This window comes from Nocardioides daeguensis (assembly GCF_019192965.1).
Taxonomy (GTDB): domain Bacteria; phylum Actinomycetota; class Actinomycetes; order Propionibacteriales; family Nocardioidaceae; genus Nocardioides; species Nocardioides daeguensis.
In genome coordinates this window covers 86,983-111,328 of sequence record NZ_JAHTKU010000008.1, presented here as the reverse complement: position 1 = coordinate 111,328, position 24,346 = coordinate 86,983, and the positions used below count along the sequence as shown (strand labels likewise).

General features: G+C 72.0%; 23 protein-coding genes. 14 read left to right on the top strand and 9 right to left on the bottom strand.

Annotated elements, in window-relative coordinates; genetic code table 11:
- Positions 1–264: 264 nt before the first annotated feature.
- On the top strand, positions 265–1,773 hold the full coding sequence (locus KU893_RS06535) for an LVIVD repeat-containing protein (protein WP_218233550.1): 1,509 nt from the start codon (positions 265–267) through the stop codon (positions 1,771–1,773).
- Between the two features lie 7 nt (positions 1,774–1,780).
- On the opposite strand, the gene KU893_RS06530 is transcribed toward KU893_RS06535, so the two are convergent.
- From KU893_RS06530 to KU893_RS06520, 3 genes are read right to left on the bottom strand one after another with little or no spacing between them, the layout of a single operon-like run.
- Positions 1,781–3,289 carry an AMP-binding protein gene (locus tag KU893_RS06530; RefSeq protein ID WP_218233549.1) on the bottom strand — a complete coding sequence of 503 codons (1,509 nt, stop codon included), beginning with the start codon at positions 3,287–3,289 and terminating at the stop codon, positions 1,781–1,783.
- Positions 3,286–4,293, bottom strand: a complete 1,008-nt coding sequence (locus tag KU893_RS06525) for an acyl-CoA dehydrogenase family protein (protein ID WP_218233548.1) — start codon at positions 4,291–4,293, stop codon at positions 3,286–3,288. Before KU893_RS06525 ends, KU893_RS06530 begins: the two co-directional genes overlap by 4 nt.
- A gap of 11 nt (positions 4,294–4,304) precedes the next feature.
- Positions 4,305–5,495, bottom strand: coding sequence for an acyl-CoA dehydrogenase family protein (locus KU893_RS06520; RefSeq protein ID WP_218233547.1), 1,191 nt, complete (start codon positions 5,493–5,495; stop codon positions 4,305–4,307).
- Positions 5,496–5,578: 83 nt separating this feature from the next.
- On the opposite strand from KU893_RS06520, the gene KU893_RS06515 reads away from it, so the two are divergent.
- The 3 genes from KU893_RS06515 to KU893_RS06505 are packed head-to-tail and all read left to right on the top strand — an operon-like array spanning position 5,579 to position 8,155.
- Positions 5,579–6,721: a 3-ketosteroid-9-alpha-monooxygenase, oxygenase component gene (locus tag KU893_RS06515; RefSeq protein ID WP_218233546.1), complete on the top strand. Its 1,143-nt coding sequence runs from the start codon at positions 5,579–5,581 to the stop codon at positions 6,719–6,721.
- Between the two features lie 8 nt (positions 6,722–6,729).
- Positions 6,730–7,032, top strand: a complete 303-nt coding sequence (locus tag KU893_RS06510) for a hypothetical protein (RefSeq protein WP_218233545.1) — start codon at positions 6,730–6,732, stop codon at positions 7,030–7,032.
- Positions 7,033–7,057: 25 nt separating this feature from the next.
- A complete protein-coding gene (locus KU893_RS06505; protein WP_218233544.1) occupies positions 7,058–8,155 on the top strand; it encodes a 2Fe-2S iron-sulfur cluster-binding protein in 1,098 nt (365 codons plus the stop codon).
- Positions 8,156–8,239: 84 nt separating this feature from the next.
- Here KU893_RS06505 and KU893_RS06500 read toward each other — a convergent pair whose 3' ends face one another.
- Positions 8,240–8,647, bottom strand: a complete 408-nt coding sequence (locus KU893_RS06500) for a hypothetical protein (RefSeq protein WP_218233543.1) — start codon at positions 8,645–8,647, stop codon at positions 8,240–8,242.
- A gap of 91 nt (positions 8,648–8,738) precedes the next feature.
- Complete coding sequence (locus tag KU893_RS06495) at positions 8,739–10,679, bottom strand: GMC family oxidoreductase (protein WP_218233542.1); 1,941 nt, start codon at positions 10,677–10,679, stop codon at positions 8,739–8,741.
- A gap of 45 nt (positions 10,680–10,724) precedes the next feature.
- Here KU893_RS06495 and KU893_RS06490 point away from each other — a divergent pair, with 45 nt between their 5' ends.
- Positions 10,725–11,333 carry a DNA-3-methyladenine glycosylase I gene (locus KU893_RS06490; RefSeq protein WP_218233541.1) on the top strand — a complete coding sequence of 203 codons (609 nt, stop codon included), beginning with the start codon at positions 10,725–10,727 and terminating at the stop codon, positions 11,331–11,333.
- A gap of 37 nt (positions 11,334–11,370) precedes the next feature.
- Positions 11,371–11,727, top strand: coding sequence for a hypothetical protein (locus tag KU893_RS06485; RefSeq protein WP_218233540.1), 357 nt, complete (start codon positions 11,371–11,373; stop codon positions 11,725–11,727).
- Here the strand turns inward: KU893_RS06485 and KU893_RS06480 are convergent.
- Entirely contained in the window at positions 11,711–12,208 is a 498-nt protein-coding gene (locus KU893_RS06480) for an NUDIX hydrolase (RefSeq protein ID WP_218233539.1), read from the bottom strand. The two genes, KU893_RS06485 and KU893_RS06480, sit on opposite strands and share 17 nt — an antisense overlap.
- A gap of 69 nt (positions 12,209–12,277) precedes the next feature.
- Here KU893_RS06480 and KU893_RS06475 point away from each other — a divergent pair, with 69 nt between their 5' ends.
- A complete protein-coding gene (locus tag KU893_RS06475) occupies positions 12,278–12,595 on the top strand; it encodes a hypothetical protein (RefSeq protein ID WP_218233538.1) in 318 nt (105 codons plus the stop codon).
- 22 nt (positions 12,596–12,617) lie between these two features.
- On the opposite strand, the gene KU893_RS06470 is transcribed toward KU893_RS06475, so the two are convergent.
- Together KU893_RS06470 and KU893_RS06465 are read right to left on the bottom strand one after the other, a co-directional pair.
- Complete coding sequence (locus tag KU893_RS06470; RefSeq protein WP_218233537.1) at positions 12,618–13,289, bottom strand: MBL fold metallo-hydrolase; 672 nt, start codon at positions 13,287–13,289, stop codon at positions 12,618–12,620.
- Positions 13,286–13,981 carry a maleylpyruvate isomerase family mycothiol-dependent enzyme gene (locus tag KU893_RS06465; protein ID WP_218233536.1) on the bottom strand — a complete coding sequence of 232 codons (696 nt, stop codon included), beginning with the start codon at positions 13,979–13,981 and terminating at the stop codon, positions 13,286–13,288. The genes KU893_RS06470 and KU893_RS06465 overlap by 4 nt, the downstream gene beginning before the upstream one ends.
- Positions 13,982–14,139: 158 nt before the next feature.
- On the opposite strand from KU893_RS06465, the gene uvrA reads away from it, so the two are divergent.
- From uvrA to KU893_RS06450, 3 genes are read left to right on the top strand one after another with little or no spacing between them, the layout of a single operon-like run.
- Positions 14,140–17,148 carry an excinuclease ABC subunit UvrA gene (gene uvrA / locus KU893_RS06460; protein WP_218233535.1) on the top strand — a complete coding sequence of 1,003 codons (3,009 nt, stop codon included), beginning with the start codon at positions 14,140–14,142 and terminating at the stop codon, positions 17,146–17,148.
- A gap of 51 nt (positions 17,149–17,199) precedes the next feature.
- Positions 17,200–17,706: a Rieske (2Fe-2S) protein gene (locus KU893_RS06455; protein ID WP_218233534.1), complete on the top strand. Its 507-nt coding sequence runs from the start codon at positions 17,200–17,202 to the stop codon at positions 17,704–17,706.
- Positions 17,703–18,119 carry a Rieske (2Fe-2S) protein gene (locus tag KU893_RS06450; protein WP_218233533.1) on the top strand — a complete coding sequence of 139 codons (417 nt, stop codon included), beginning with the start codon at positions 17,703–17,705 and terminating at the stop codon, positions 18,117–18,119. Before KU893_RS06455 ends, KU893_RS06450 begins: the two co-directional genes overlap by 4 nt.
- On the opposite strand, the gene KU893_RS06445 is transcribed toward KU893_RS06450, so the two are convergent.
- Positions 18,020–19,393, bottom strand: coding sequence for a tetratricopeptide repeat protein (locus KU893_RS06445; protein WP_218233532.1), 1,374 nt, complete (start codon positions 19,391–19,393; stop codon positions 18,020–18,022). The genes KU893_RS06450 and KU893_RS06445 overlap by 100 nt on opposite strands.
- 37 nt (positions 19,394–19,430) lie before the next feature.
- On the opposite strand from KU893_RS06445, the gene uvrC reads away from it, so the two are divergent.
- The 4 genes from uvrC to whiA are packed head-to-tail and all read left to right on the top strand — an operon-like array spanning position 19,431 to position 24,285.
- On the top strand, positions 19,431–21,419 hold the full coding sequence (uvrC, locus tag KU893_RS06440) for an excinuclease ABC subunit UvrC (protein WP_372449669.1): 1,989 nt from the start codon (positions 19,431–19,433) through the stop codon (positions 21,417–21,419).
- A complete protein-coding gene (rapZ, locus tag KU893_RS06435) occupies positions 21,412–22,278 on the top strand; it encodes an RNase adapter RapZ (protein WP_218233530.1) in 867 nt (288 codons plus the stop codon). The genes uvrC and rapZ overlap by 8 nt, the downstream gene beginning before the upstream one ends.
- Complete coding sequence (locus KU893_RS06430) at positions 22,275–23,267, top strand: gluconeogenesis factor YvcK family protein (RefSeq protein ID WP_257441505.1); 993 nt, start codon at positions 22,275–22,277, stop codon at positions 23,265–23,267. The genes rapZ and KU893_RS06430 overlap by 4 nt, the downstream gene beginning before the upstream one ends.
- 31 nt (positions 23,268–23,298) lie before the next feature.
- Positions 23,299–24,285, top strand: coding sequence for a DNA-binding protein WhiA (gene whiA, locus KU893_RS06425; protein WP_218233529.1), 987 nt, complete (start codon positions 23,299–23,301; stop codon positions 24,283–24,285).
- The last annotated feature ends 61 nt before the right edge of the window (positions 24,286–24,346 follow it).

Below are 24,346 nucleotides of genomic sequence, written 5' to 3'. Positions count from 1 at the left end.
CCGGTGTGATCGGTTGGATGGCGGCTCGACGCGGTCCGCTGCGCACCCGCCCGCCGGCGTGCCGCCGGCGGACGTGACCCGCTTCGCTACGGGTGGAATGTGTTGCTTTTGGGCACGAACCACACCGAACTGTGCCGAATCGTTGCGGTTTGGGACCAAACCGCAACGCCAGCGGGACCGTGCAGCAGGACGGTCGACAGGCCCGCCGGCGCCGTGGCAGGGTGGGCGCACTCGGCGGCCGGGTGCTGTCGTACCGACGACGACATGGGGGTCGCCATGGTGCACGAGGACACGACGGATCGCACCGATCGCAACAGGCAGTACGCCGGACGCCGGCTGGGCCTCGCCGCGGTCGCGGCCACGCTGGTGCTGGCCGGAGCGGTGGTGACGGCCGGGTCGTCGCAGGCCGACCTCTCGTTGAGCGGCGTTCCGCGCGCGACCTGCGCCGACGACGACCTGCCCGAGACCGCCGAGCAGGGACGCGTCCCGGCCGCGGACTACGCCTCGGGCCGCGCGGCCGAGGGCTACCGCTGCAACACCGTCGAGATCGGTCACCACGGCAAGCGCTCGCAGCTCGGCTCGGGCGGCTACAAGGTGCAGCGCTACACCGACGTCACCGGCCGCACCTGCGCCTATTACGACTCGGCCATGATGGTCGGTCTCAACCTGCCCGGCCTGTTGACCGGCGGCGCCGGCCTCGGCGTCGTCGTGCTCGACATGACCGACCCGGCACACCCGGTGAAGACGGCCAACCTGGTCACGCCGGCGATGCTGCAGCCGCACGAGTCGCTGCTGGTCAACCAGGAGCGCGGCCTGCTCGCGGCCGTCATGGGCACCCTCGCCACGGCGCCCGGCGTCCTGGACGTGTACGACGCCAGCCAGGACTGCCGCCACCCGCGGCTGATGTCGACGACTTTGTCCGGCGTGATGGGCCACGAGAGCGGGTTCGCTCCCGACGGCCAGACGTTCTGGACCGCCGGTGCCGCGGGCTTCACGCTCACCGCGATCGACCTCGCGGATCCGCGGCGACCGCGGGTGCTGAAGACCAAGACCGGCGTCGTCTACCACGGGCTGCGGCTCTCCGACGACGGCCGCACCATGTACGTCGCCAACATCGGCAGCCCCAGCATCCTCACCGGGGGTCTGCTCGAGGGCGCCGGCCTCGACGTCCTGGACGTCTCCGACGTGCAGGACCGGCGCCCCAGCCCGGCTATCCGCACCCTCTCCCGGCTGACCTGGGAGGAGTCCTCGATCCCGCAGGTCGCCGAGCCGTTCACCCGTGACGGTCGCCAGTATGTCTTCGAGGTCGACGAGTTCAGCGACCTGTTCGGCGACTTCGCGCGGATCAACTCGCCGAAGAGCCCGGTCGGGGCGGCGCGGATCATCGACGTCACCGACCCGCGGGCGCCGTACGTCGTCTCGAACGTCCGGCTCGAGGTCCACGACCCGCTCCTGCGCGGCGACGTGATGGACGACCCCGGCGCGCGGATGATCGTGCGTAGCTACACCGGCCACTACTGCTCGCTGCCGACGCGGGCCGAGCCGCGGATCGCCGGCTGCTCGATGATCGGCTCCGGGCTGCGGCTGTTCGACATCTCCGACCTGGCACACCCGCGCGAGGTCGGCTACTTCAACGAGCCTGGGCCCAACGGCGGCGCCGCCCTGTCCCAGCCCGCGTGGGACGTCGAGCACCAGCAGGTCTGGTACACCGACCTGGACGAGGGCTTCTTCGCCGTCGGCCTGCAGGGCCCGGCCGCGGCGCTGCTTCCCTGAGCCCCGATCAGGCGTACGCCGTCCCGCGCTCCGCACGCACCCACACCTCGGGGTCGTCGTGGTCGACACCAGCGGCGGCGAGGTCGCGCTTGACCACCTTGTTGGTCGCGGTGCGGGGGAGCTGCTCGACGACCCGGACGTACCGCGGCCAGGCCTTGGCTGACAGGTCCTCCTGGGCGGCGAGGAACTCCTCGAGGCCCGCGGGCGTGAGCGGCCCGCGCAGGATGAGGGCGCAGGCGACCTGGTCGCCCACCTTCGGGTCGGGGACGGCGTACACCGCCGCCTCGCCGATCGAGGGGTGGCGCAGCAGGATCCGTTCGATCGGGGCGGTGGCGAGGTTCTCGCCGTCGACGCGCAGCCACTCGCCGGAGCGGCCGGCGAAGTAGACCCAGCCGTGGGCGTCGCGGTAGGCGAGGTCGCCGGACCAGTACATGCCGCCGCGCATCCGCTCGGCCTCGGCGGCATCGTCCTTGTAGTAGCCGGCGAAGGCGCCGGCGCCGGTCGTGTTGACCAGCTCGCCGATCGCCTCCTCGGGGTTGACGAGTCGACCCGTGCCGTCGAAGACGGCGTCGGGGGTCGGCTCCCCGGTCTCCGGCGAACGGACCTCGACACCGGGCAGCGGCATCCCGAGGCTCCCGGCAGGCATGTCGGGACGACGCTGCACGATCACGGCGTTCTCGGTGGAGGAGTAGGAGTCGACCACCGCGCAGCCGAAGCGGGCGGCGAAGGCCGTGATGTCGGCCTCGTTGGCCTCGTTGCCGAACACCAGGCGCAGCGGGTTCTCGGCGTCGTCCGGCTGTTCGTCCGTTGCGAGGACGTAGGTGAGGGGCTTGCCGACGTAGTTCGCGTACGTCGCCCCGAAGTCGCGGACATCGGGCAGGAAGCCGCGCGCCGAGAAGCCGGCGACCGCGCACGCGGCACCGGTGGTGAGGGCGGGCGCCCAGCCGGCCATCACGGCGTTGGAGTGGAACATCGGCATCGAGACGTAGTGGACGTCGTCGGCGCTCAGGCCGAGCCGCCCGACGAGGTGGGTGCCGGGCCCGGTGATCTTGGCGTGGGTGACCCGCACGGCCTTGGGCGATCCGCTGGTCCCGCTGGTGAAGATCAGCATGAACAGCGTGTCGGGGGTCGGGACCGTCTCCGGCAGGTCCGCGTCCTCCGAGCCGGCGAGCGCCGCGAGCGCCGGGTCGGGGGAGTCGACCACGATCTGGCAGTCGGCCTTCGCCACGTCGGCGTCGAGGGCCGCGCCGCGGCGGGTCGCGTTGAGACCGACCAGGACGTGTCCGCCGAGGCCCGCTGCGGCGAGGTGCAGCGCGAAGGCCGGTCCGTTGGGGAGGAGCACGCCGACGTGGGGCGGCTGGTCCGGGTCGAGCCGGCCCTCGAGGTCGGCGGCGAGGCGAGCCGCCGCGGCGACGTACTGCCGCCACGACAGCTCGCGGACCGAGCCTGCTTCCCGCCAGCGCAGCGCCGGTCGGTCGTCGTCCGAGCGGGCGAGAAGCAGGTCCCGGACCGTCATGCGAAGCTGCGGCCGATCGCCAGCGCCTGCTCGGTCGCGCCGCCGAAGAGGAACTCGAACCGCTTGCCGCTGGTGAAGTAGCGGTGCGCCTCGCCGTCGAGGTCGATGCCGACACCGCCGTGCACGTGGACGGTGGTGTGTGCGATCCGGTGGCCCGCGTCGGCGGCCCAGAGCTTGGCCGTCGCGACCTCGGTGGCGGCCGGCAGGCCCTCCTCCAGGCGCCAGATCGCCTGCCACAGGGTGAGCCGCTGGCCGAGGACGTCGATGAACCCGTCGGCCAGGCGCTGCGAGACAGCCTGGAAGGTGCCGATCGGACGCCCGAACTGCTCGCGGGTCTTGGCGTACTCCGCAGTCAGCCGCAGGGCGCCCTCGGTCACGCCGAGCTGCTCGGCCGCGGCGAGCGCGACCAGGAGCTGGCCGAGGCGCTCGGGAGCCTCCGCGTCCCCGACCCGGGTGGCTGCGGCGCCGGAGAGGGTCACCAGGGCCGCCACGTCGCCGTCACTGGTCTTCTGCGCCACGCGCTCGACACCGGCCGCCGTCGCGTCGACGACGTAGACGCCGACGCCGGACGGGCCGGTCGCCGTGACGAGCAGCGCGTCCGCGGCCATGCCGGCGCGGACCAGGGTCTTGGTCCCGGTCAGCGCACCGGACGCGTCCGCGGTGACCGTCGGGGCGGCGGGCAGGTGGGCGCGCTCCTCGGCGACGGCGGCGGCGTACAGCAACGTCTTGTCCGCGGCGTCGCCGAGCACGGCGAGGCACGCGGCGTGCCCGGCCAGCGGCACCGGCGCGACGCGCTTGCCGCACTCGACCAGCACCCGCGCGACCATGATCAGGTCGAGCTCGGTCCAGTCGAAGGCGTCACCCAGCGTCGCCCACAGCTCACGGTCGAACCGGTCGCCGCCCGCCTCGACCTCCTTGAGCCGTTCGTTGCTGGTCTTGTCGGCGAGGATCTGCGCCGCCAACTCGGCGGCCTCGTCCTGCTCGGGGGTGAAGAGAAAGTCCATGGCGGTGCTCCTCAGGCTCGCTTGGCGGCGGGCAGACCGAGGCCGACGTACCCGATGATGTCGCGCTGGATCTCGTTGGTGCCGCCGCCGAAGGTCATCACGAGCGACGAGCGGTGGAACCGCTCGAGGCGGCCGGCGAGCACCGCGCCGGGCGAGTCGCCGGTGACGCCGGCGTGGGGCCCGACGACCTCCATCAGCGAGCGGTAGACCTCGGTCGCGAGCTCGGAGCCGTAGATCTTGGTGGCCGAGGCCTCGGCCGGCGAGAGCGGTACGCCGTGGTCGGCGTCGGCGGCCAGCTTCCAGTTGATCAGGGTGAGTGCCTCGATCCGGGCGTGCGCGCGGCCGAGCGCGATCTGGACCCACTCGGTGTCGATGACCCGGCTGCCGTCGGGGTTGCGGGTCTCGGCGGCCCAGTCCTTGACCAGCGTCAGTGAGTGCTGGAGGGGAGCGGCCGAGGTGAGGGCCACCCGCTCGTGGTTGAGCTGGTTGGTCATCAGCGCCCAGCCGCCGCCGCGCTCGCTGACCAGGTTGGAGGCGGGCACCCGGACGTCGGAGTAGTACGTCGCCGACGTGCCGACACCGGCGACGGTGTGGACGGGGGTGTAGGACACGCCCGGCGCGTCGGCCGGGACCAGGATCATCGACAAGCCCTTGTGCCGGGGTGCGTCGGGCTCGGTGCGGCAGGCCATCCAGAGCCAGTCGGCGTACTGGATGAGCGAGGTCCACATCTTCTGGCCGTTGATGACCCACTCGTCGCCCTCGAGTGTCGCCTTGGTCTTCAGCGAGGCGAGGTCCGTGCCCGAACCGGGCTCGGAGTAGCCGATCGAGAAGTGCAGCTCGCCGGCGAGGATCTTCGGGAGGAAGAACTCCTTCTGCTCCTCGCTGCCGAAGCGCATGATCGTCGGCCCGACGGTGTTGAGCGTCAGGTACGGGATCGGCACGCCGGCGATGGCGGCGACGTCGGTGAAGATCAGCTGCTCGACCATGGAGCGCGCCTGGCCGCCGTACTCCTTGGGCCAGCCGATCCCGAGCCAGCCGTCGCGGCCGATCTGGCGGATGACGTCCTTGTAGACGCCCGCCTCGCCGAACTCGCCGGTGGCGGAGGCCAGCCCGGCGCGGATCTCGGGGGTGACGAGCTGGGCGAAGTACTCGCGGAGCTCCTCGCGCAGGGCTACCTGCTGCGGCTCCAGGTCGATGTGCATCGGGTCTCCTGTGCGGGTCCTGGACCGGTCCTGTGGCGGGCCGGTTGTTGTCACCTTAACGGCAAAACTGTAACGTGTTCTACATGACCGACACCCGCATGCTCGACCAGGGAACGACGCCCATCCGCTTCGCTCGCGGCTGGCACTGCCTCGGGCTGGCCTCGGACTTCGCCGACGGCAAGCCGCACGCCATCCACGGGTTCGGCACCAAGCTCGTCGTGTGGCAGGGCGCCAACGGCGAGCTCAACGTGCTCGACGGCTACTGCCGCCACATGGGCGGCGACCTGACCCAGGGCGAGGTCAAGGGCGACCACATCGGGTGCCCCTTCCACGACTGGCGCTGGGGCGGCGACGGCAAGTGCAAGGAGATCCCGTACGCGCGGCGCGTTCCGCTCCGGGCCCGCACGCAGCGCTACGAGACGGTCGTGCGCAACGGCCAGCTGCTCATCTGGAACGACCCCGAGGGCTCGGCGGCCGACCACGACATCCTGCCGCCGGAGCTGCCGGACGTGATGTCGGACAAGTACACGCCCTGGTCGTGGCACACGAAGGAGATCAACGGCTCGCACTGCCGGGAGCTGATCGACAACGTCGCCGACATGGCGCACTTCTACTACGTGCACTTCGCGTTCCCGACGAGCTTCCGCAACATCTTCGACGGCCACACCGCGACCCAGTTCATGGAGTCGAAGGGCCGCCCCGACACCATGGGCGGCGGGTACGGCGACGAGAACTCGACGCTCAAGTCGGTGGCGACCTACTACGGACCGTCGTACATGATCAATTGGCTCGAGGTCGACTACAAGGGCTTCGTCACCGAGGTCATCCTGATCAACTGCCACATCCCGACCGGCCCCGACTCGTTCCTGCTCCAGTACGGCATCACGGTCAAGAAGCCCGAGGGCCTCGACGAGAAGACCTGCGCCTACATCGCCGAGCGCTACACCGAGTCCTTCGGCGACGGCTTCCTGCAGGACGTCGCGATCTGGGAGAACAAGGTCGCCGTCCAGAACCCGCTGCTGTGCGAGGAGGACGGGCCGGTCTACCAGCTGCGCCGCTGGTACGAGCAGTTCTACGTCGACGTGGCCGACATCGCGCCGGAGATGACCGACCGCTTCGAGTTCGAGGTCGACACCACCAAGGCCAACGAGTACTGGCACGCCGAGGTCGCCGAGAACCTCGCCAAGCGGGCGGCCGCCGAGGCTGCTGCGCCCGCGGACGCCTGAGTCCGGCGATGGCATCGTTCGTCCCGACCAGCGAGGAGACCCTCGAGGACCTCCGGCACTACACCGAGGACCGGCTGGTCGACGTCGCCTGCCTCGACTGCCTGGCCCGGGTGCGCGTGAAGAAGAACAGCGACCACCAGACCTCCGTGCAATGGAGCGCAGAGGCCAGGTCTGCTTGTCAAGAGTTCGTGCGACGAGATCAGCGTCCCGGCGGACGGGACGTGCACAAGCCGTGCACGCGGCTGATGGCTAGCATCGACGACGCAGTCCGGGCCGGAGATGTCCCGGTGGGTGCGTACGACGGCTACTGAGCCGTCTTCGAGGAGTGGGAGTTCCGTGGACATCGAGTCCTTCGTGCTGGACGTCGTCGGCGTGGTCGAGGAGACCGCCGACGCGAAGTCGATCAGCTTCGCCGTGCCCGCGGGTACGGAGGAGAAGTTCGACTACAAGCCCGGCCAGTTCCTGACCGTGGCGGTGCCGAGCGACCAGACCGGCATCGCGGCGCGGTGCTACTCGCTCTCAAGCAGCCCCCACGACGGAGGCCCGCTGACCGTCACCGTCAAGCGCACCGCCGAGGGCTATGCGTCCAACTGGATCTGCGACAACCTCAAGGTCGGCGACACGCTGCGCGTGCTGCCGCCGTCCGGCATCTTCACGCCGGCCTCCATCGACGCCGACCTGCTGCTGTTCGCGGGCGGCTCCGGCGTGACGCCGATCATGTCGATCACCCGCACCGCACTGGCCCACGGCAGGGGCCAGATCGTCGTCTTCTACGCCAACCGCGACGAGAAGTCGGTCATCTTCGCCGACGAGCTCGCCCGGCTCGCCGCCGAGAACCCCGACCGGCTGCAGGTCATCCACTGGCTCGAGTCGGTCCAGGGGCTCCCGACCGAGGCCCAGATGAAGGCCTTCGCCGCCCAGTACGGCGGCTTCGACTCCTTCGTGTGCGGCCCGGCGCCGTTCATGAAGATGGTCACCACGGTGCTCAAGGACCTCGAGGTCCCGCGCAGCCTGCGCCACCAGGAGAAGTTCGTCTCGCTGGGCGGCAACCCGTTCGGCGACATCGAGGAGCTGCAGGCCGTCGAGGCCGAGATCGCCCTCGCCGAGTCCGACGACGACGGCCCGGGCGCGGACGTCTTCGCCGACGCGCCGGCGGGCCCGGTCAAGCTCGAGGTCGAGCTCGACGGCGAGGAGTACACCTTCGACGACTGGGACCCGCGCACCAAGATGCTCGACTTCTTGGAGTCCAAGGGCGTCAAGGCGCCGTACTCCTGCCGCGAGGGCGAGTGCTCCGCCTGTGCGATCCGGCTGGTCGAGGGCGACGTGAAGATGCTCTTCAACGACGTGCTCGACAACGACGACCTCGAGGACGGCATCCGCCTGGGCTGCCAGTCGGTCCCGCTCACGGACACGGTGAAGGTCAGCTACAGCTGAGGAGCACCTGGCGTCCGGCAACGGCCACCGGCTGCACCCCCCTAGGATGCAGCCGGCGGCCGTCGGTCTGGGTGGCTACCGGCCTCAGGCGGTCGGGGCCGGGGTGACCGGCGGGGCCGGCGTGACCGGCTGAGCGGCCAGGCACTTGTCGAGGCGCGCCTGGGCCTGCTCGATGCGCTTGAGCTGGAACTTCTTGGCCTTCTGGGCGTGCTGCTTCTTCTCCTTGGCCGTGGCGAGCGCGGCCTGGGCGTTGCGCTTCTCCTGGGCCGTGTCGGACGCCTTGACCTCGGCCTTCGCCTCGGCGATCGCCTCCTTCTTGGCGGCGAGCTTGGCGGTGAGCGACTCGAGCTTGGCGGTGGCCTTGTCGAGCTGCGCCTGCTGCCGGGCGCACGGGGCGTCGGTGGGCGGCGCGGCCACGGCGCTGGTGAGCGGCGCGACGGTGAGGCCGAGGGCGAGCACGGCCGCGGCAGCGGCGGTACGGGCGAGGGTCATGGTTGACGCTCCTTCGTTGGTCGAATCGTTCGTCACCAGCTACATGTCGGCAGGCCGCGCCGTTGTTACATGGGTTCTGTCGAAATCGCTGTCAGTCCATCCGGGCCGCGAGGCGGGTCGCGGTCATGTGGGCGATCGACTCGATCGAGATCATCGGGTTGACGCCGGAGGCGGTCGGGAAGCACGAGCCGTCGGCGACGTACAGGCCCTCGACGTCCCATGTCCGCCCGTCCGGGTCGACGGCCGAGCTGTCGCGGGACCCGCCCATCCGCGCGGTCCCCATGATGTGTAGCGCGGCCAGGGCGAGGGTGGCCGGGGTCGCGCCGGCGCTGCGCAGGTCCTGCTCGAAGGTGGCGGCCGAGCCGCGGACCCCGGGCTCGTAGCTCACCGTGCGGTGGTGGGTCGATGCGATCCACCGGGCGCCCGCGGCCTCGGCGATCCGGGCACCGCCGACGAGGCCCTGGACCAGGTGGTCGGTGTCGCGCGCGGACAGCCGGTAGCGGACCACCGGCTCGCCGCGACGGTCCACCTGCACCGTGCCGCCTGGGTCGCGGTCGCGGACGATCACGGCCACGCCGAGGGTGTGCCGCAGCTCGGTCATCCGACGGCGGAAGTCGTCGGCGCCGCGCCAGTTGACGAAGCCGGTGCCGAACGCGGGCGTCAGGGGAGCGGTCTCGAACAGCACGCCGTAGCCGTCGCCGTCGAGGTCGGTGAGCGCGTCGACGTAACGGCTCTGCATGGCGCCGACCCACCCGTCGACCGGCTCCTCCATCCGGCCCCAGACGGCGGTGGCGGGGTGGAGGCGCAGGTGGCGGCCGATGTGGGGGTTGGTGAGTCCGCTGCGCTGGAGCAGCGCGGGGGTCTGGATCGCACCGGCGGCGACCACGACGGCGCGGGCGCGCACCTGGACCCGATGACCGTCGGCGGTGACGCCCTCGACGCCCGTGGCGCGGCCGAAGCTGGTGGTGACGGTGCGGACGGTGACGCCGGTGCAGATCCGGGCACCCGCGTGGGCCGCGTCCTCGAGCCAGGTCTTCGCCGTCGACTGCTTCGCCCCCAGCCGGCAGCCCATCCCGCACCGCCCGCACTCGACGTCCTGGTCGCAGCCGGCGACGTTGCGCGGCATCGCGGCGACGTCCCAGCCCAGTGCGCGGGCGCCGCGCTCGAGGATCGCGTCGCGTGGCGCCGCCCGGTCGTGGTCGGTGTTGACGCCGAGCCGCGCGCAGACGGCGTCCATCGAGGCGGCGTACTCCGCGGTGGCGAACTGGGGCACGCCGTGTCCCGCCCATTCCTCGCGCACCCGGTCGGGGGTGCGGAACGAGGTCGTGTAGTTGACGACGGTGCCGCCGCCGAGCCCACGCCCGGCGAGCAGCGCGACCTGGCCCTCCGCGGTCGACTGGGGGCTGAGCGCGTAGAGCTGGAGGAAGCCGGTCTCCTCGCCGCCGTCGAAGTGGCGCTCGTCGTGCATCCCGCCGGCCTCGAGCACGACCACGTCGAGGCCGGCGGCGGCCAGCACCCCGGCCGCCGTACCGCCGCCCGCGCCCGAACCCACGACGACGACGTCGCAGCTCAGCGCGGTGTCGTGGGTCAGCGGCAGCGGGCGGATGGCGGGCGCCGGCGGGTCGGGGTGGACGCCGAGCGGTCCGGGGTAGCCGAGGCCGTCCCACAGTGCAGCGCCGCCGGTCATGTAGTAGGGGAGCAGGCTCGCGGTCTTGAGGCCCTGGAACAGCACCCGCTTGGCGCCGACCCGGCTGTCGGACAGCGAGAGCAGCATCCGCTCGCGCGCGGCCTGGTCGAGCTCGGAGAACCGGCGCGGCCGTCCCGTCAGCGCCAGGCCCAGCGCACGGCTGTCCCAGGCGTCGAGGAGCGCCCGCAGCTGCCGCACCTCGCCCGTGCGGGGGTTGGCCGCCGCGATCTGCAGCGCCAGCTCATGGGCGCCGACCTCGGTAGGAGCCGGGACGCCGTCGCGCCCGGTGGCGAACGTGTCGGCGATCAGGCCCATCGCCCGCACCTGCCTCGCGGTGAACTCCATGACCGGACTCTAGGGTCTGTCGGTACGCCGTGGGAGGGTCTCGCCATGACTGCCGCCGTGCCCGGTCCCGACGGGCTTCCCCGCTGCCCGTGGGCCGTCTCCGCTCCCGAGTTCCCCGCCTACCACGACACCGAGTGGGGCTTCCCCGTGGTCGACGACCAGCGGCTGTTCGAGAAGGTCAGTCTGGAGGGCTTCCAGTCCGGCCTCAGTTGGCGCACCATCCTGGTCAAGCGGCCGGCGTTCCGCGCCGCCTTCGACGGCTTCGCGTTCGAGAAGGTCGCCGCGTACGACGAGCGCGACGTCGCCCGCCTTCTCGCCGACGCCGGCATCGTCCGGCACCGCGGCAAGATCGAGGCGGTCATCAACAACGCCGGGAGGGCGATCGAGCTCGTCGAGGAGCGCGGCTCGCTGGCGGCGTACTTCTGGGGCTTCGAGCCCGCTGTCGCCGAGCTCGGCGAACCGCAGACGCTCACCACCTCCCCGGCCGCGGTCGCGATGTCGAAGGACCTGAAGAAGCGCGGCTGGCGGTTCGTCGGTCCGACCACCGCGTTCGCGTTCATGCAGGCGATGGGACTGGTCAACGACCACGTGGTCGGGTGCGTGACCCGCGACCAGGTCGCGCAGGCACGGGCCGGCTTCACGCCTCCGGGGTGAGGAGCGGCGCCCGGAGCGGTCCCGTAGCCTCGCTGCCGTGGAGGAGCTGGGGCGTCGCCGCCAGAGCATGCCCCCGCCTGCCCGTGTGCTGTGGGAGGACCTGGCGTCGCCGCGGTGCTCAGGCTCCCAGGTGTGGCTGGACCTGCTCGACGACGAGCAGTGGCCGTCGGTCATCGATCGGGTCGAGGGGGAGCGCGTCGTGTGGTCCACTCTGTGGCCGCACCGGCCTGACGACCGCATCATCCTCGAGGTGGCTCCCGCGCCGGGTGGCTCAACGCTCGAGTTCGTCTGGCTCGCCGGCGACCCGCCGCCCGCAGACAGCACGATCGGGCACGTGCGGCAGCGACTGAACCGGCTGTTGTTCGGGGAGCTCCGGTTCAGCTACGGCCAATGAGCCGTTCGCCCAGCACGGCCACCGTGTCCGGCACGAACGGCAGCGTCGCCACCATCTCCCGGAGCCGCTCGACACTCACCCACTCACCCCAGGCGACCTCCTCGGGCTGCCAGGTGATCGGGCCGTCGTAGACACAGGTGTAGGCGAACGCGTGGTAGTTCGTGTCCGCGTCGGCGTAGTCGTCCTCGCCCAGCGACTCCAGCTGGACCCCGCTGACCCCGAGCTCCTCGGCCGCCTCGCGCACCGCGGCGTCGAACGGATCCTCGCCGGCCTGGAGCACGCCGCCGGCCGCGAAGTCGTAGCGACCGGGGAACACGTCCTTGGTGTCGGTGCGGCGGTGGACGTAGACCTGGCCCGCGCTGTTGCGCACGACCACCAGGGTCGCCGCGTGGCGCAGGTTCCGCGCGCGCATCTCCGAGCGCGGCACCACCACGCCGGTCGGGCGGCCGTCGGCGCCGTACAGGGCGACCTGCTCAGGCATTGCGGATTCCTTCGATCGCTGGGCCGGGTGCTGCTGATACCCCGAGTCTGCCCGCTCTACCCTCTCACCGTGGTGACCCCCGAGCCGTACGACGAGTGGCGCCGTCGCACCAAGCCGGGCCGAGAGGCGAAGGCGCTCGCGTCGACCGCACTGCTGCCCGTCGGGACGGCCACCGTGCTGGCGGTCACGTGGGGTGGCGTCGGAGCCGGCGAGCTGGGGCTGCTGCTGGGCTTCGCCGCCCTCTGGGCGCTGATCCTACTGGCCCAGCGGCGCCTGCTCGTCCGAGGCGCGAAAGTCGATGACCCGCGGCTCCTACGGCTGCGGTGGGCGCAGCGCGGCGTCTATGCGACGGCCGTGCTCGGGGCTGTGCTCGCACTGGTCGGCTGACGACGCCGACCGGCCCGGGCGGCTACCAACCCCGCTCGCGCCACTCCGCGAGGTGCGGACGCTCGGATCCGAGAGTCCCGTCGCTGCCGTGCCCCGGGTAGAACCAGGTGTCGTCGGGGAGCGTGCCGAACAGCTTGGTCTCGACGTCGCCGATCAGCGACACGAACGCGTCCGCGTCGCCGAACGTCCCGCCGACGCCGCCGGGGAACAGCGAGTCGCCGGTGAACAGGTGGGGGTGGCCGGTGGGGTCGCGGTAGAGCAGGCAGATTGACCCGGGCGTGTGGCCGGTGACCCGGATGACCTCGAGCGAGCAGGTCCCGACCGCGACGGTGTCGCCGTCGCTCACGCGGCGGTCGATGGCGACGCCGGTCTGCTCGGTGATGGCGTCGGCGTCGGGCTCCCCGGCGACGACCGTCGCCCCGGTCTCGCGGACCACGTCGGCCAGCGCTCGGTGGTGGTCCCAGTGCTGGTGGGTCGTCACGACCGCGGACAGGCCGCCGGCGCCGATGAGCGGCAGCAGCGTCTCGGAGGAGGCGGCGGCGTCGACGAGGACCTGCTCGCCGGTGTCGTTGCAGCGCAGGAGGTAGCAGTTGTTCGACATCTTCTCGTCGACGGCGACCTTGGTGATGGTCAGCGCAGGCAGCTCACGGACGTCGGGGGCACCGCCGACCTTGACCTCTCCGGTGTAGCTCATCGTCCCTCCAGCCTCGGCAGCGTTCCGGTCGTGCTCGAGACTACTGGCGCCGCCTCGCGGCCGGTCGCCCACCAGGCGAGCGCGCCGAGGGGGCCGCTGACGGTGGCCGCGTCGGCGGCCGGGGAGCCGAAGGCCCAGCGGGCGGGCTCATCGGTGGCGACGACGTGGAAGCCGGGGCCGTCGTACCGCGCGGCGTCGTCGTGCAGGAACGCCATCGCGGTGGTCGGCGGCCAGTCGGCGGGGCCGTAGCCGGCGTCGAGGTCGGCGTGGTGGATCTCGACCTCCCGCAGCCGGAGGTGGGGGACGGCGTCCGCGGGCATCAGTCGCCCGCCCGGGGTGCGCTCGAAGGTGCTGCCCGGGGCGAGACCGGCGGCCACGTCGATCACCTCGGTGAGCGCTGCGCAGCCGCTGACCAGGCGCTCCAGGACGACCTGGGGCGCCGCCGTGGCGAGCTCGGTGATGTCCTGGCCCCGGGCCCGGTCGGAGGAGTACATGGTGACCGGGGCGCCCTCCCGGATGCCGCGGAGCACGCCGGCGAGGGACTCGGCGTTGAGGGCGAGGTGGGCGAGCACGTGGGCGCGGGTCCACCCGGCGCACAGCGAGGGGCCGGTCCAGTCGGCGGCGGGCAGGGCCCGTGCGGTGGCGAGGACCCGGTCGGTGGCGGCGGCCAGGGCCGCGGTGGGGGAGGTCACGGCCCCATCATGCCCGGGGCGCTCGCGCGGAAGGAGCGCCTGTCGGTGCCGGATGAGAGGCTGGTCGCGTTGCGTCGTGGTTGGGTGGCCGCTTGCCTGTCGACGTACGATGGCGAACACTTGTTCGAAAGACGAACCTTCGAGGAGAAGGACCGGCAGTGACCGATCAGCTGATCATCCGCGGGGCACGCGAGCACAACCTGAAGGACGTCTCGATCGACCTTCCCCGCGACTCCCTGATCGTGTTCACCGGGCTGTCCGGCTCGGGCAAGTCGAGCCTGGCGTTCGACACGATCTTCGCCGAGGGACAGCGGCGCTACGTCGAGTCGCTGTCGGCCTACGCCCGCCAGTTCCTCGGCCAGATGGACAAGCCCGACGTCGACTTCATCGAGGGCCTCTCGCCCGCGGTGAGCATCGACCAGAAGTCCACGAGCAAGAACCCGCGCTCGACGGTCGGCACCATCACCGAGGTCTACGACTACCTCCGCCTGCTCTACGCCCGCGCCGGGCGTGCCCACTGCCCGACCTGCGGCGCCCCGATCGAGCGGCAGACGCCGCAGCAGATCGTCGACCGGATGCTCGCCCTCGAGGAGGGCACCCGGTTCCAGGTGCTGGCGCCGGTGGTGCGCGGTCGCAAGGGCGAGTTCGTCGAGCTGTTCCGCCAGCTGCAGTCCCAGGGCTTCTCGCGCGCCCGGGTCGACGGCGAGACCCACAACCTCGACAGCCCGCCGACGCTCGACAAGAAGTACAAGCACACCATCGAGGTCGTCGTCGACCGGCTCGCGGTCAAGGAGTCGGCCAAGCGCCGGCTCACCGACTCGGTCGAGACGGCGCTCGGCCTCGCCGGCGGCCTGGTCGTCTTCGACCTGGTCGACGCCGGCCAGGAGCTGAAGTTCTCCGAGAAGATGGCGTGCCCCAACGAGCACCCCATCGAGACCGACGACCTCGAGCCGCGCTCGTTCTCGTTCAACTCGCCGTTCGGCGCCTGCCCGGCCTGCACCGGCCTCGGCACCCGGATGGAGGTCGACCCCGAGCTGGTCGTGCCGGACCCGACCGCGACGCTGGCCGAGGGTGCGCTGCAGCCGTGGAGCCACGCCCACGTCGCCGACTACTTCGGCCGCCTGCTCATCGCGCTCGGCGAGGAGCTCGGCTTCGACGTCGACACGCCCTGGGAGCAGCTCTCGCCGAAGGCGCGCAAGGCGATCCTCGAGGGCCACCCGACCAAGGTCCACGTGGTCACCCGCAACCGCTACGGCCGCGAGCGCTCCTACTACGCCGACTTCGAGGGCGTGCGCACCTACGTCGAGCGTCGGCACCGCGAGGCCGAGAGCGACACCAGCCGCGAGCGGTTCGAGGGCTTCATGCGGGAGGTGCCCTGCCCGGTGTGCGCCGGGAGCCGGCTCAAGCCCGTGTCGATGTCGGTCACCCTGGGCTCGCGCGAGCAGGGCGGCAAGAACATCGCCGAGGTCTGCGCGCTGCCGATCAACGAGGCCGCGGCCTACCTGCGCGACCTCGACCTGTCGGCCCGCGAGCGGCAGATCGGCGAGCGGGTGCTCAAGGAGATCCAGGAGCGGCTCAACTTCCTGCTGGACGTCGGCCTCGACTACCTCTCGCTCGACCGCCCGTCCGGCTCGCTGTCGGGCGGCGAGGCCCAGCGGATCCGCCTCGCGACCCAGATCGGCGCCGGCCTGGTCGGCGTGCTCTACGTCCTCGACGAGCCGTCGATCGGCCTCCACCAGCGCGACAACCAGAAGCTGATCGAGACCCTGGTCCGGCTCAAGGACCTCGGCAACACGCTGATCGTCGTCGAGCACGACGAGGACACCATCCGGGTCGCCGACTGGATCGTCGACATCGGCCCCGGCGCCGGCGAGCACGGCGGCCAGGTCGTCCACTCGGGCACCGTCAAGGACCTGCTCGAGCACCCCGACTCGATGACCGGTCAGTACCTGTCCGGGCGGCGCGAGATCCCCGTGCCCGCCGTACGCCGTCCGCGCACCAAGGGCCGCGAGCTCAAGGTGATCGGCGCTCGCGAGCACAACCTCAAGAACGTCGACGTGGCGTTCCCGCTCGGCGTGTTCACCGCGGTCACCGGGGTCTCCGGCTCCGGCAAGTCGACCCTGGTCAACGACATCCTCTACACCTCGCTGGCCAAGCAGATCTACAACGCCCGCGGCATCCCCGGCCGGCACCAGAAGATCACCGGTCTCGAGCACGTCGACAAGGTGATCCACGTCGATCAGTCGCCGATCGGCCGCACGCCGCGGTCCAACCCGGCGACCTACACGGGTGTCTTCGACCACGTCCGCAAGCTGTTCGCGCAGACGCCCGAGGCGAAGATGCGCGGCTATCAGCAGGGCCGGTTCTCGTTCAACGTCAAGGGCGGCCGCTGCGAGGCATGCGCCGGCGACGGCACGATCAAGATCGAGATGAACTTCCTCCCGGACGTCTACGTCCCGTGCGAGGTCTGCCACGGCGCCCGCTACAACCGCGAGACGCTCGAGGTCCACTACAAGGGCAAGACCATCGCCGAGGTCCTCGACATGCCGATCGAGGAGGCGCAGGAGTTCTTCGCCGCGGTGCCCCCGATCGCGCGGCACATGAAGACGCTGACCGAGGTCGGGCTCGGGTACGTCCGGCTCGGCCAGCCCGCGACCACGCTCTCGGGAGGTGAGGCCCAGCGGGTCAAGCTCGCCGCCGAGCTGCAGAAGCGCTCGACCGGGCGCACCGTCTACGTGCTCGACGAGCCGACGACCGGCCTGCACTTCGAGGACATCCGCAAGCTGCTCGGGGTGCTGTCCGGGCTGGTCGACAAGGGCAACACGGTCCTGGTCATCGAGCACAACCTCGACGTGATCAAGACCGCCGACTGGCTGATCGACATGGGTCCCGAAGGTGGGTCGCGCGGCGGCACGGTCGTCGCTGAGGGCACGCCGGAGGACATCGCCGCGACGCCCGGCAGCCACACCGGCACCTTCCTCAAGCCGCTGCTCGAAGGCCGCTCCGCCCAGCAGCCGACGGGTCTCAAGCGGGCTCCGGCGGCGGTGACGAAGGCTCCGGCCAAGAAGGCCGCTGCGAAGAAGGCGACGGCCAAGAAGGCGACGGCCAAGAAGGCGCCAGCGAAGAAGACCGCCGCGAAGAAGGCCGAGGCCGGGGCGGGATCCTGACGTCGCCGGGGCTCACAGGTCGCTCTCAGGAGCGAACCGTAGCCTGACGCCATGACTTCCTCGGTGAGCAGGAGGCGTGCCCTGGTCGGCGTCGCCACCCTCGGTGTCGGGGCCCCCCTGCTGGCGGCCTGCGGTGACGACGCGTCCTCGGCGACGGACCCGGTGCCCAGCGACCCCACGGGCGCCCTGACGACGGCCGCACCGTCGCCGCCGACGACCGGGAGCGCCGCGACCGACCCGGCCGCGACCGACCCGGCCGCGACCGCCACGGCTTCCGGGTTGGTCGCCGCGGCCGACGTCGCCGTGGGTGGGGGTGTGGTGCTCCCCGCGCAGGAGATCGTGGTGACCCAGCCCGCCGCGGGCGTGTTCAAGGCGTTCAGCGCCCTGTGCACCCATCAGGGGTGCCTGGTCGGCACCGTGGCCGACGGTGCGATCCAGTGCGCGTGCCACGGCAGCTCCTTCTCCGCTGCCGACGGCTCGGTCCAGGTCGGTCCGGCGAGCAGTCCGCTGGCCGCGGTCGCGGTGCGCGTCGTCGAGGGGCAGGTGCGGCGGGCATGAGCATCGGAGAGGTCCGCGCCAGCCGGCGCATCGTGTTCTCGGGCCTGGGTGCGCTCGGCGTCGCCGCGGCCCTGGCGGGGTGCGCCGGTAGCAACGGCGGCTCGACGAAGACGAAGGTCAGCGCCGGCACCGAGCTCGCGACCACGGCCGAGGTCCCGGTCGGCGGCGGCATCATCCTGGCCGACCAGAAGCTCGTGATCACCCAGCCCACCGCCGGGACGTACGACGCCTTCAGCGCCGTGTGCACCCACCAGGGCCTGCTGGTCACCTCGGTCGAGGACGGCACGATCCGCTGCGCCAACCACGGCTCGGCCTACTCGGCGACCACCGGCGAGGTCGAGGGCGGTCCGGCGCCGTCGGCGCTGGCGAAGGTCGAGATCAAGGTCGACGGCGACAAGATCCTCGCCGCCTGAGCGCTCGCGGACCGACGCCAGGCGACGTCGCGCGGCGATGCCCGCCGGTCGAGCCGGTTGTCGAGCACCTGCCGCGCATCGTCGTACCGACCAGCGCGGAGCAGGGCGGCGATGCGCGCCTCCTCGACGATCTCGCGCTGGGCGTCCGAGCCGCCGAGGCGCCACGTCGAGGACGCCAGCGCGGCCAGCCGGTCGGCGGCGGCCGAGCAGCGGCCGTCGGCGAGCAGGGCGAGGGCGGTGGCCAGGGGAGCGACGACGTCACGGTGGGTCGGGCTCGGGTGCCCCGCGCTCCAGGCCGCCAGCTTGCGCAGGCCCACCGGGTCACCGGTGGCCAGCAGCGCCACAGCGGCGTGGAGCCCGAGGAAGGCCGTGCCGGGGCGCTCCAGCACGTCACGGCCGGTCACGGCGACGACCTCCTCGATCGGCGGCACGTCGCCCGCGTCCGGGGTGATCGCCCAGCGGAACAGCAGCGACCCGCTGTCGACGAGGGCGCGACAGCCGACAGCGTGGCGCGGTTGGAGCTGGCGGTCGTAGCGGGCCCGGACCGCGGCCAGGTCGCCGATCGAGAGCTCGTGCAGGGCGGCGTGCCACGAGAAGTGGGTGAGGCTGTCGGTCGTGGCGCCGTCGCCGTCGATCCAGTCGTCCATCCAGGCCAGGCCAGCCGCGTGGTCGCCGGTCTCGTAGTGCGCGTGGGCCCGTGCGTGCGCGGCATGACCGCCGGACGGCTCGGCGGCGAGCGAGCGGCAGGAGAGGTCCATCGCCTCGTCGAAGCGACGTTGCTCCTGGCGCACGAACGCCATCAGGCCAGTGATCCACGGGTCGTCGCCGTACGCCGGCGCCGCGTCCTCGACGATCCGCCAGGCCTGCTCCGGGACGTCGGTCACGCCCGCGAACGCGATCGTCGGCATGGCCACGGAGAGCAGCAGCGCGTCGCGCGGGTAGGACGCCAGGTGGGCGATCAGGGGTGCGGGGTCGCCGACCAGGTGTCGCTCGACCGCGTGCACGTGGCTGCGCTCCCGTTCGGTGGCCCGGGCCGCGTGCAGGCGGGCGTCGGCGAGCCGTGCGGCGATGTCGACCTGCACGCACATCTCGTGGCCGAGCAGGGCGAGAGCGGCGTGCCCGAGCGCGAACGTCGGGTCCAGGGCGATCGCGGTGGCCACCCGGTCGGCGGCGCCGGTGCGGAGCCGCAGCAGGTCGCGCACGCCGCCGACATAGGCGTCGGCGGCCAGGGGGCTGGTGGTGAGCTCGTAGCCGTAGGCATCCCGACATCGCATAACTCTAGTAAACCACGCGACTAACGCCAATAAGATGATGTCGGACGCGATCCGTAGGGTTGATCGTGTGTCACCCGCGCTGAGCTACCGGCCGAAACCCGGCTCGATCCCCACCCAGCCGGGTGTCTACCGGTTCCGCGACCGCACCGGGCGGGTCGTCTACGTCGGCAAGGCGAAGAACCTGCGCGCCCGGCTGTCGTCGTACTTCCAGGACATCGGCAACCTGCACCCGCGCACCGCCACGATGGTGACGACAGCAACGTCCGTGGAGTGGACGGTCGTCGGGACCGAGGTCGAGGCGCTGCAGCTGGAGTACTCCTGGATCAAGGAGTACGACCCGCGCTTCAACGTCAAGTACCGCGACGACAAGTCCTACCCGTGGCTCGCTGTCACCGTGTCCGAGGAGTTCCCCCGCGTCATGGTCGGGCGCGGCGCCAAGCGCAAGGGCACCCGCTACTTCGGCCCCTACGGCCACGCCTGGGCGATCCGCGAGACCGTCGACATCCTGCTCCGCGTCTTCCCGATGCGCTCGTGCAGCAACGGCGTGTTCAAGCGGTCCAGCCAGATCGGACGGCCGTGCCTGCTCGGCTACATCGACAAGTGCGCGGCGCCCTGCGTCGGCAACGTCTCAGCTGAGGACCACCGCGCGATCGTCGACGACTTCTGCGAGTTCATGGCCGGGCGGACCCGCCCGTTCATGAGGCGCATCGAGCAGGAGATGTACGCCGCCTCCGACGCGCTCGACTTCGAGAAGGCCGCGCGGCTGCGCGACGACCTCGGCGCGATGAACAAGGCGCTCGAGAAGCAGGCGGTCGTCTTCGGTGACGGGTCGGACGCCGACGTGATCGCGCTGGCCGAGGACCCGCTCGAGGTCGCGGTGCAGGTGTTCTACGTGCGTGGCGGCCGGATCCGCGGCCAGCGCGGCTGGGTCGCCGACCGCACCGACGACGGCGACACGGCGGCCCTGGTCGAGGACTTCCTGCTCCAGCTGTACGCCGGCGTGGCGCCCGAGGACGTCCGCGACGCCGTCCCCCGGGAGATCCTGGTCCCGGCCCTGCCGGCGGAGCACGCGACCTTCGAGCAGCTGCTCTCGGACCTGCGCGGCGCGAAGGTCGAGATCCGGGTCCCGCAGCGCGGGGACAAGAAGACCCTCCAGGAGACGGTGGCCCGCAACGCCACCGAGTCCCTCGCGCTGCACAAGACCAAACGCGCCAGCGACCTCACCACCCGCAACCGCGCCCTGGCCGAGATCGCGGAGGCGCTGGAGCTCGACGAGGCGCCGCTGCGGATCGAGTGCTACGACGTGTCCCACATCCAGGGCACCGAGATCGTGGCGTCGATGGTGGTGTTCGAGGACGGGCTGGCCCGCAAGGGGGAGTACCGCCGGTTCGTGATCAAGGACCAGGACGGCTCCGACGACGTCAAGGCGATGCACGAGGTGATCACTCGCCGGTTCCGCCGACTGCTCGACGAGCAGGCGCGCTCCGAGCTGCGGCCCGGCGACCCCGACGCCGGGACCGGTCCGATGCTGGTCGACCCCGACACCGGTCGCCCCCGGAAGTTCGCCTACGCCCCGGGCCTCGTGGTCGTCGACGGCGGGGCGCCCCAGGTGGCCGCAGCGCAGCGGGCGCTCGACGAGCTCGGCATCGACGACATCCCGGTCTGCGGCCTCGCCAAGCGGCTCGAGGAGGTCTGGGTGCCGGGCGAGGAGGACCCGGTCATCCTGCCGCGAACCTCCGAAGGTCTCTACCTGCTGCAGCGGGTGCGCGACGAGGCACACCGGTTCGCGATCACCCACCACCGCAACCGCCGCTCCAAGTCGATGGTGGAGAGCCTGCTCGACGACGTCCCCGGCCTCGGCGAGGTACGCCGCAAGACACTGCTGCGCCACTTCGGCTCCCTGCGCAAGCTGCGCGCCGCCACGGTCGAGGAGATCGCCGCCGTTCCCGGGATGGGGCCACGCACGGCCGCCGCCATCAAGGAGGCCCTCGACGGGGCAGGTGGGCACAATGACGCCCATGGATGAAACGCACGGGCAGCTCGTGGTCGTCACCGGGATGACCGGTGCCGGCCGCAGCACCGCGGCGAAGGAGCTCGAGGACCTCGGTTTCTTCGTCGTCGACAACCTCCCGCCGAGCCTGCTGCCGGAGGTGGTCCGCCTCGTCGACGAGAGCCACGGCCCGGCCCAACCGGTCGCGGTCGTCGTCGACGTCCGGTCCGGCTCCTTCTTCCAGGGCCTGCGCAGCGCGCTCGCCCACGGCGTCGCCGGCCGCGTCACGACGCTGGTCTTCCTCGACGCCACCGACGAGGTGCTGGTGCGCCGGCAGGAGGCCGCGCGCCGTCCGCACCCGCTGCAGGAGGGCGGCCGGCTGCTCGACGGGCTCCAGCGGGAGCGGGTCGTGCTCGCCGACCTGCGCTCGGAGGCCGACCTGGTCATCGACACGACCGGCCTCAACGTGCACCAGCTCACCGACCGGATCGCCGAATCCTTCGGCACCGCCGAGACGACCCGGCTGCGGGTCTCGGTGATCAGCTTCGGCTTCAAGTACGGCATCCCCGTCGATGCCGACTACATGGCCGACATGCGCTTCCTGCCCAACCCGCACTGGGTCCCCGAGCTGCGGCCCCGCACCGGCCAGGACGCCGAGGTGTCGGCGTACGTCCTGGGCCGGCCGGGCGCCGCCGAGTTCGTCGACGCCTACGTGCCGCTGCTGTCCGGGGTGGCCGAGGGCTACCTGCGCGAGGGCAAGAGGTTCATGCGGGTCGCGATCGGCTGTACCGGCGGCAAGCACCGGAGCGTGGCGATGACCGAGGAGATCGCCCGTCGGCTGGGGGAGCGGGGCTACGTCGCCCGCGCCCTCCACCGTGACCTGGGGCGCGAGTGAGCTCGGACCTCCTGGGCGCCGACCAGCGGGCGCAGGCCGTCGTGGCGCTGGGGGGCGGTCACGGCCTGCACGCCTCGCTCAGCGCGCTGCGCCAGCTCGTCGACGACCTGACCGTCGACGAGCTGACCGCGGTCGTCACCGTCGCCGACAACGGTGGCTCGTCCGGACGGCTGCGCGGCGAGTTCGGCGTGCTGCCGCCCGGTGACCTGCGGATGGCGCTGGCCGCGCTGTGCGGTGACGACGAGTGGGGCGCCACCTGGGCCAAGGTGCTGCAGCACCGGTTCGAGGGCGATGGCGAGATGCGCGGCCACGTGGTCGGCAACCTGCTCATCGTCGGTCTGTGGGAGCTGCTCGGCGACCACGTCGACGCGCTCGACTGGGTCGGCCGCCTGCTCGGCGCCAAGGGCAGGGTGCTGCCGATGGCGATGACGCCGATGGACATCACCGCCGAGGTGCGCGGGCTGGTCGCCGGCGACCCGGACGCGCTCACCTCGGTCCGCGGACAGGTCGAGGTCGCCACCACCGACGGCGTGATCACCGAGATCGCGCTCGAGCCGGCCGACCCCGAGGTCAGTCCCGCCGTCGTCGACGCGATCGCCGGCGCCGACTGGGTGGTCCTCGGACCCGGCTCGTGGTTCAGCAGCGTGCTGCCCCACCTGCTCGTGCCGCGGCTGCGCGAGGCGCTGGTCGCGACCGACGCGCGCCTGGTCGTCGTCCTCAACCTCGACGAGCAGGCCGGCGAGACCGGCGGCTTCGGCCCGGCCGACCACCTGGCCGTGCTCGCCGAGCACGCCCCGGACCTGGGCATCGACGTCGTCCTCGCCGACCGGACGTCGGTCGGCGAGGACCTCGGCGAGCTCGAGCACACCGTCGCCGCGCTCGGCGCCCGCCTGGTCGTCGACGACCTGGCACGCGCTGACGGCACCCCGCGCCACGATCCCGTGAAGCTCGCCACGGCCTACGCCAAGGTCTTCGGCGTCGGCTCCTGAGGTTGTTGACCGTCGTGGGAGGATCGCCCCTATGGCGATGACGGCACAGGTCAAGGCGGAGCTCGCCAACATCCCCGTGACGAAGGTGTGCTGCCGCAAGGCCGAGGTCGCGTCGATGCTGCGCTTCGCCGGCGGACTCCACATCGTCGGCGGCAAGATCGTCGTCGAGGCCGAGCTCGACACCGGTGCGGCCGCGCGCCGGCTGCGCAAGGACATCTCCGAGGTGTACGGCCAAGGCTCCGAGGTCGTGATGGTGCAGGGCAACGGCCTGCGCAAGGGCAGTCGCTACATCGTGCGGGTGGTCAAGGACGGCGAGGCGCTGGCCCGCCAGACCGGCCTGCTCGACCAGCGGGGCCGCCCCGTCCGCGGCCTCCCGCCGGCCGTCGTGTCCGGCGGTGCCTGCGACGCGGTCGCCGCCTGGCGCGGCGCCTTCCTCGCCCACGGCTCGCTGACCGAGCCCGGTCGCTCCTCGTCGCTCGAGGTGACCTGCCCGGGCTCGGAGGCCGCCCTCGCCCTGGTCGGCGTCGCCCGTCGGCTCGGCATCCAGGCCAAGGCCCGCGAGGTCCGCGGCGTCGACCGGGTGGTGATCCGCGACGGCGACGCGATCGGCCAGCTGCTCGCCCGGCTCGGCGCCCACGAGACGCTGATGGCCTGGGAGGAGCGCCGGATGCGGCGCGAGGTCCGGGCCACCGCCAACCGGCTCGCCAACTTCGACGACGCCAACCTGCGGCGCTCGGCGCGCGCGGCCGTGACGGCCGGTGCCCGAGTGCACCGCGCGATGGAGATCCTCGGCGACGAGGTGCCCGACCACCTGCGGATGGCCGGTGAGCTGCGCCTCGAGCACAAGCAGGCCTCGCTGGAGGAGCTCGGTCAGCTGCACGACCCGGTCCTCACCAAGGACGCCATCGCCGGCCGGATCCGCCGGCTGCTGGCCATGGCCGACAAGCGGGCCGAGGAGCTCGGCGTACCCGACACCGAGGCGTCGCTGACGCCGGAGATGCTCGCCGGCGACGCCTGACGAGGTTCGAACCTCCGGGATAGGGTCGCAGGACCGGCAAGGTCCCGCTCTCCCTGGAGGT

Bases quoted from the DNA above. Each gene is read 5' to 3' on its own strand.
- KU893_RS06480 (WP_218233539.1), bottom strand. From the start codon at position 12,208: ATGCCTGAGCAGGTCGCCCTGTACGGCGCCGACGGCCGCCCGACCGGC.
- KU893_RS06450 (WP_218233533.1), top strand. From the start codon at position 17,703: ATGAGCATCGGAGAGGTCCGCGCCAGCCGGCGCATCGTGTTCTCGGGC.
- KU893_RS06500 (WP_218233543.1), bottom strand. From the start codon at position 8,647: ATGACCCTCGCCCGTACCGCCGCTGCCGCGGCCGTGCTCGCCCTCGGC.
- KU893_RS06520 (WP_218233547.1), bottom strand. From the start codon at position 5,495: ATGCACATCGACCTGGAGCCGCAGCAGGTAGCCCTGCGCGAGGAGCTC.
- KU893_RS06495 (WP_218233542.1), bottom strand. From the start codon at position 10,679: ATGGAGTTCACCGCGAGGCAGGTGCGGGCGATGGGCCTGATCGCCGAC.
- KU893_RS06515 (WP_218233546.1), top strand. From the start codon at position 5,579: ATGACCGACACCCGCATGCTCGACCAGGGAACGACGCCCATCCGCTTC.
- KU893_RS06525 (WP_218233548.1), bottom strand. From the start codon at position 4,293: ATGGACTTTCTCTTCACCCCCGAGCAGGACGAGGCCGCCGAGTTGGCG.
- KU893_RS06470 (WP_218233537.1), bottom strand. From the start codon at position 13,289: ATGAGCTACACCGGAGAGGTCAAGGTCGGCGGTGCCCCCGACGTCCGT.
- KU893_RS06445 (WP_218233532.1), bottom strand. From the start codon at position 19,393: ATGCGATGTCGGGATGCCTACGGCTACGAGCTCACCACCAGCCCCCTG.
- KU893_RS06510 (WP_218233545.1), top strand. From the start codon at position 6,730: ATGGCATCGTTCGTCCCGACCAGCGAGGAGACCCTCGAGGACCTCCGG.
- KU893_RS06455 (WP_218233534.1), top strand. From the start codon at position 17,200: ATGACTTCCTCGGTGAGCAGGAGGCGTGCCCTGGTCGGCGTCGCCACC.
- KU893_RS06490 (WP_218233541.1), top strand. From the start codon at position 10,725: ATGACTGCCGCCGTGCCCGGTCCCGACGGGCTTCCCCGCTGCCCGTGG.
- uvrC (WP_372449669.1), top strand. From the start codon at position 19,431: ATGTCGGACGCGATCCGTAGGGTTGATCGTGTGTCACCCGCGCTGAGC.
- rapZ (WP_218233530.1), top strand. From the start codon at position 21,412: ATGGATGAAACGCACGGGCAGCTCGTGGTCGTCACCGGGATGACCGGT.
- KU893_RS06530 (WP_218233549.1), bottom strand. From the start codon at position 3,289: ATGACGGTCCGGGACCTGCTTCTCGCCCGCTCGGACGACGACCGACCG.
- KU893_RS06535 (WP_218233550.1), top strand. From the start codon at position 265: ATGGGGGTCGCCATGGTGCACGAGGACACGACGGATCGCACCGATCGC.
- whiA (WP_218233529.1), top strand. From the start codon at position 23,299: ATGGCGATGACGGCACAGGTCAAGGCGGAGCTCGCCAACATCCCCGTG.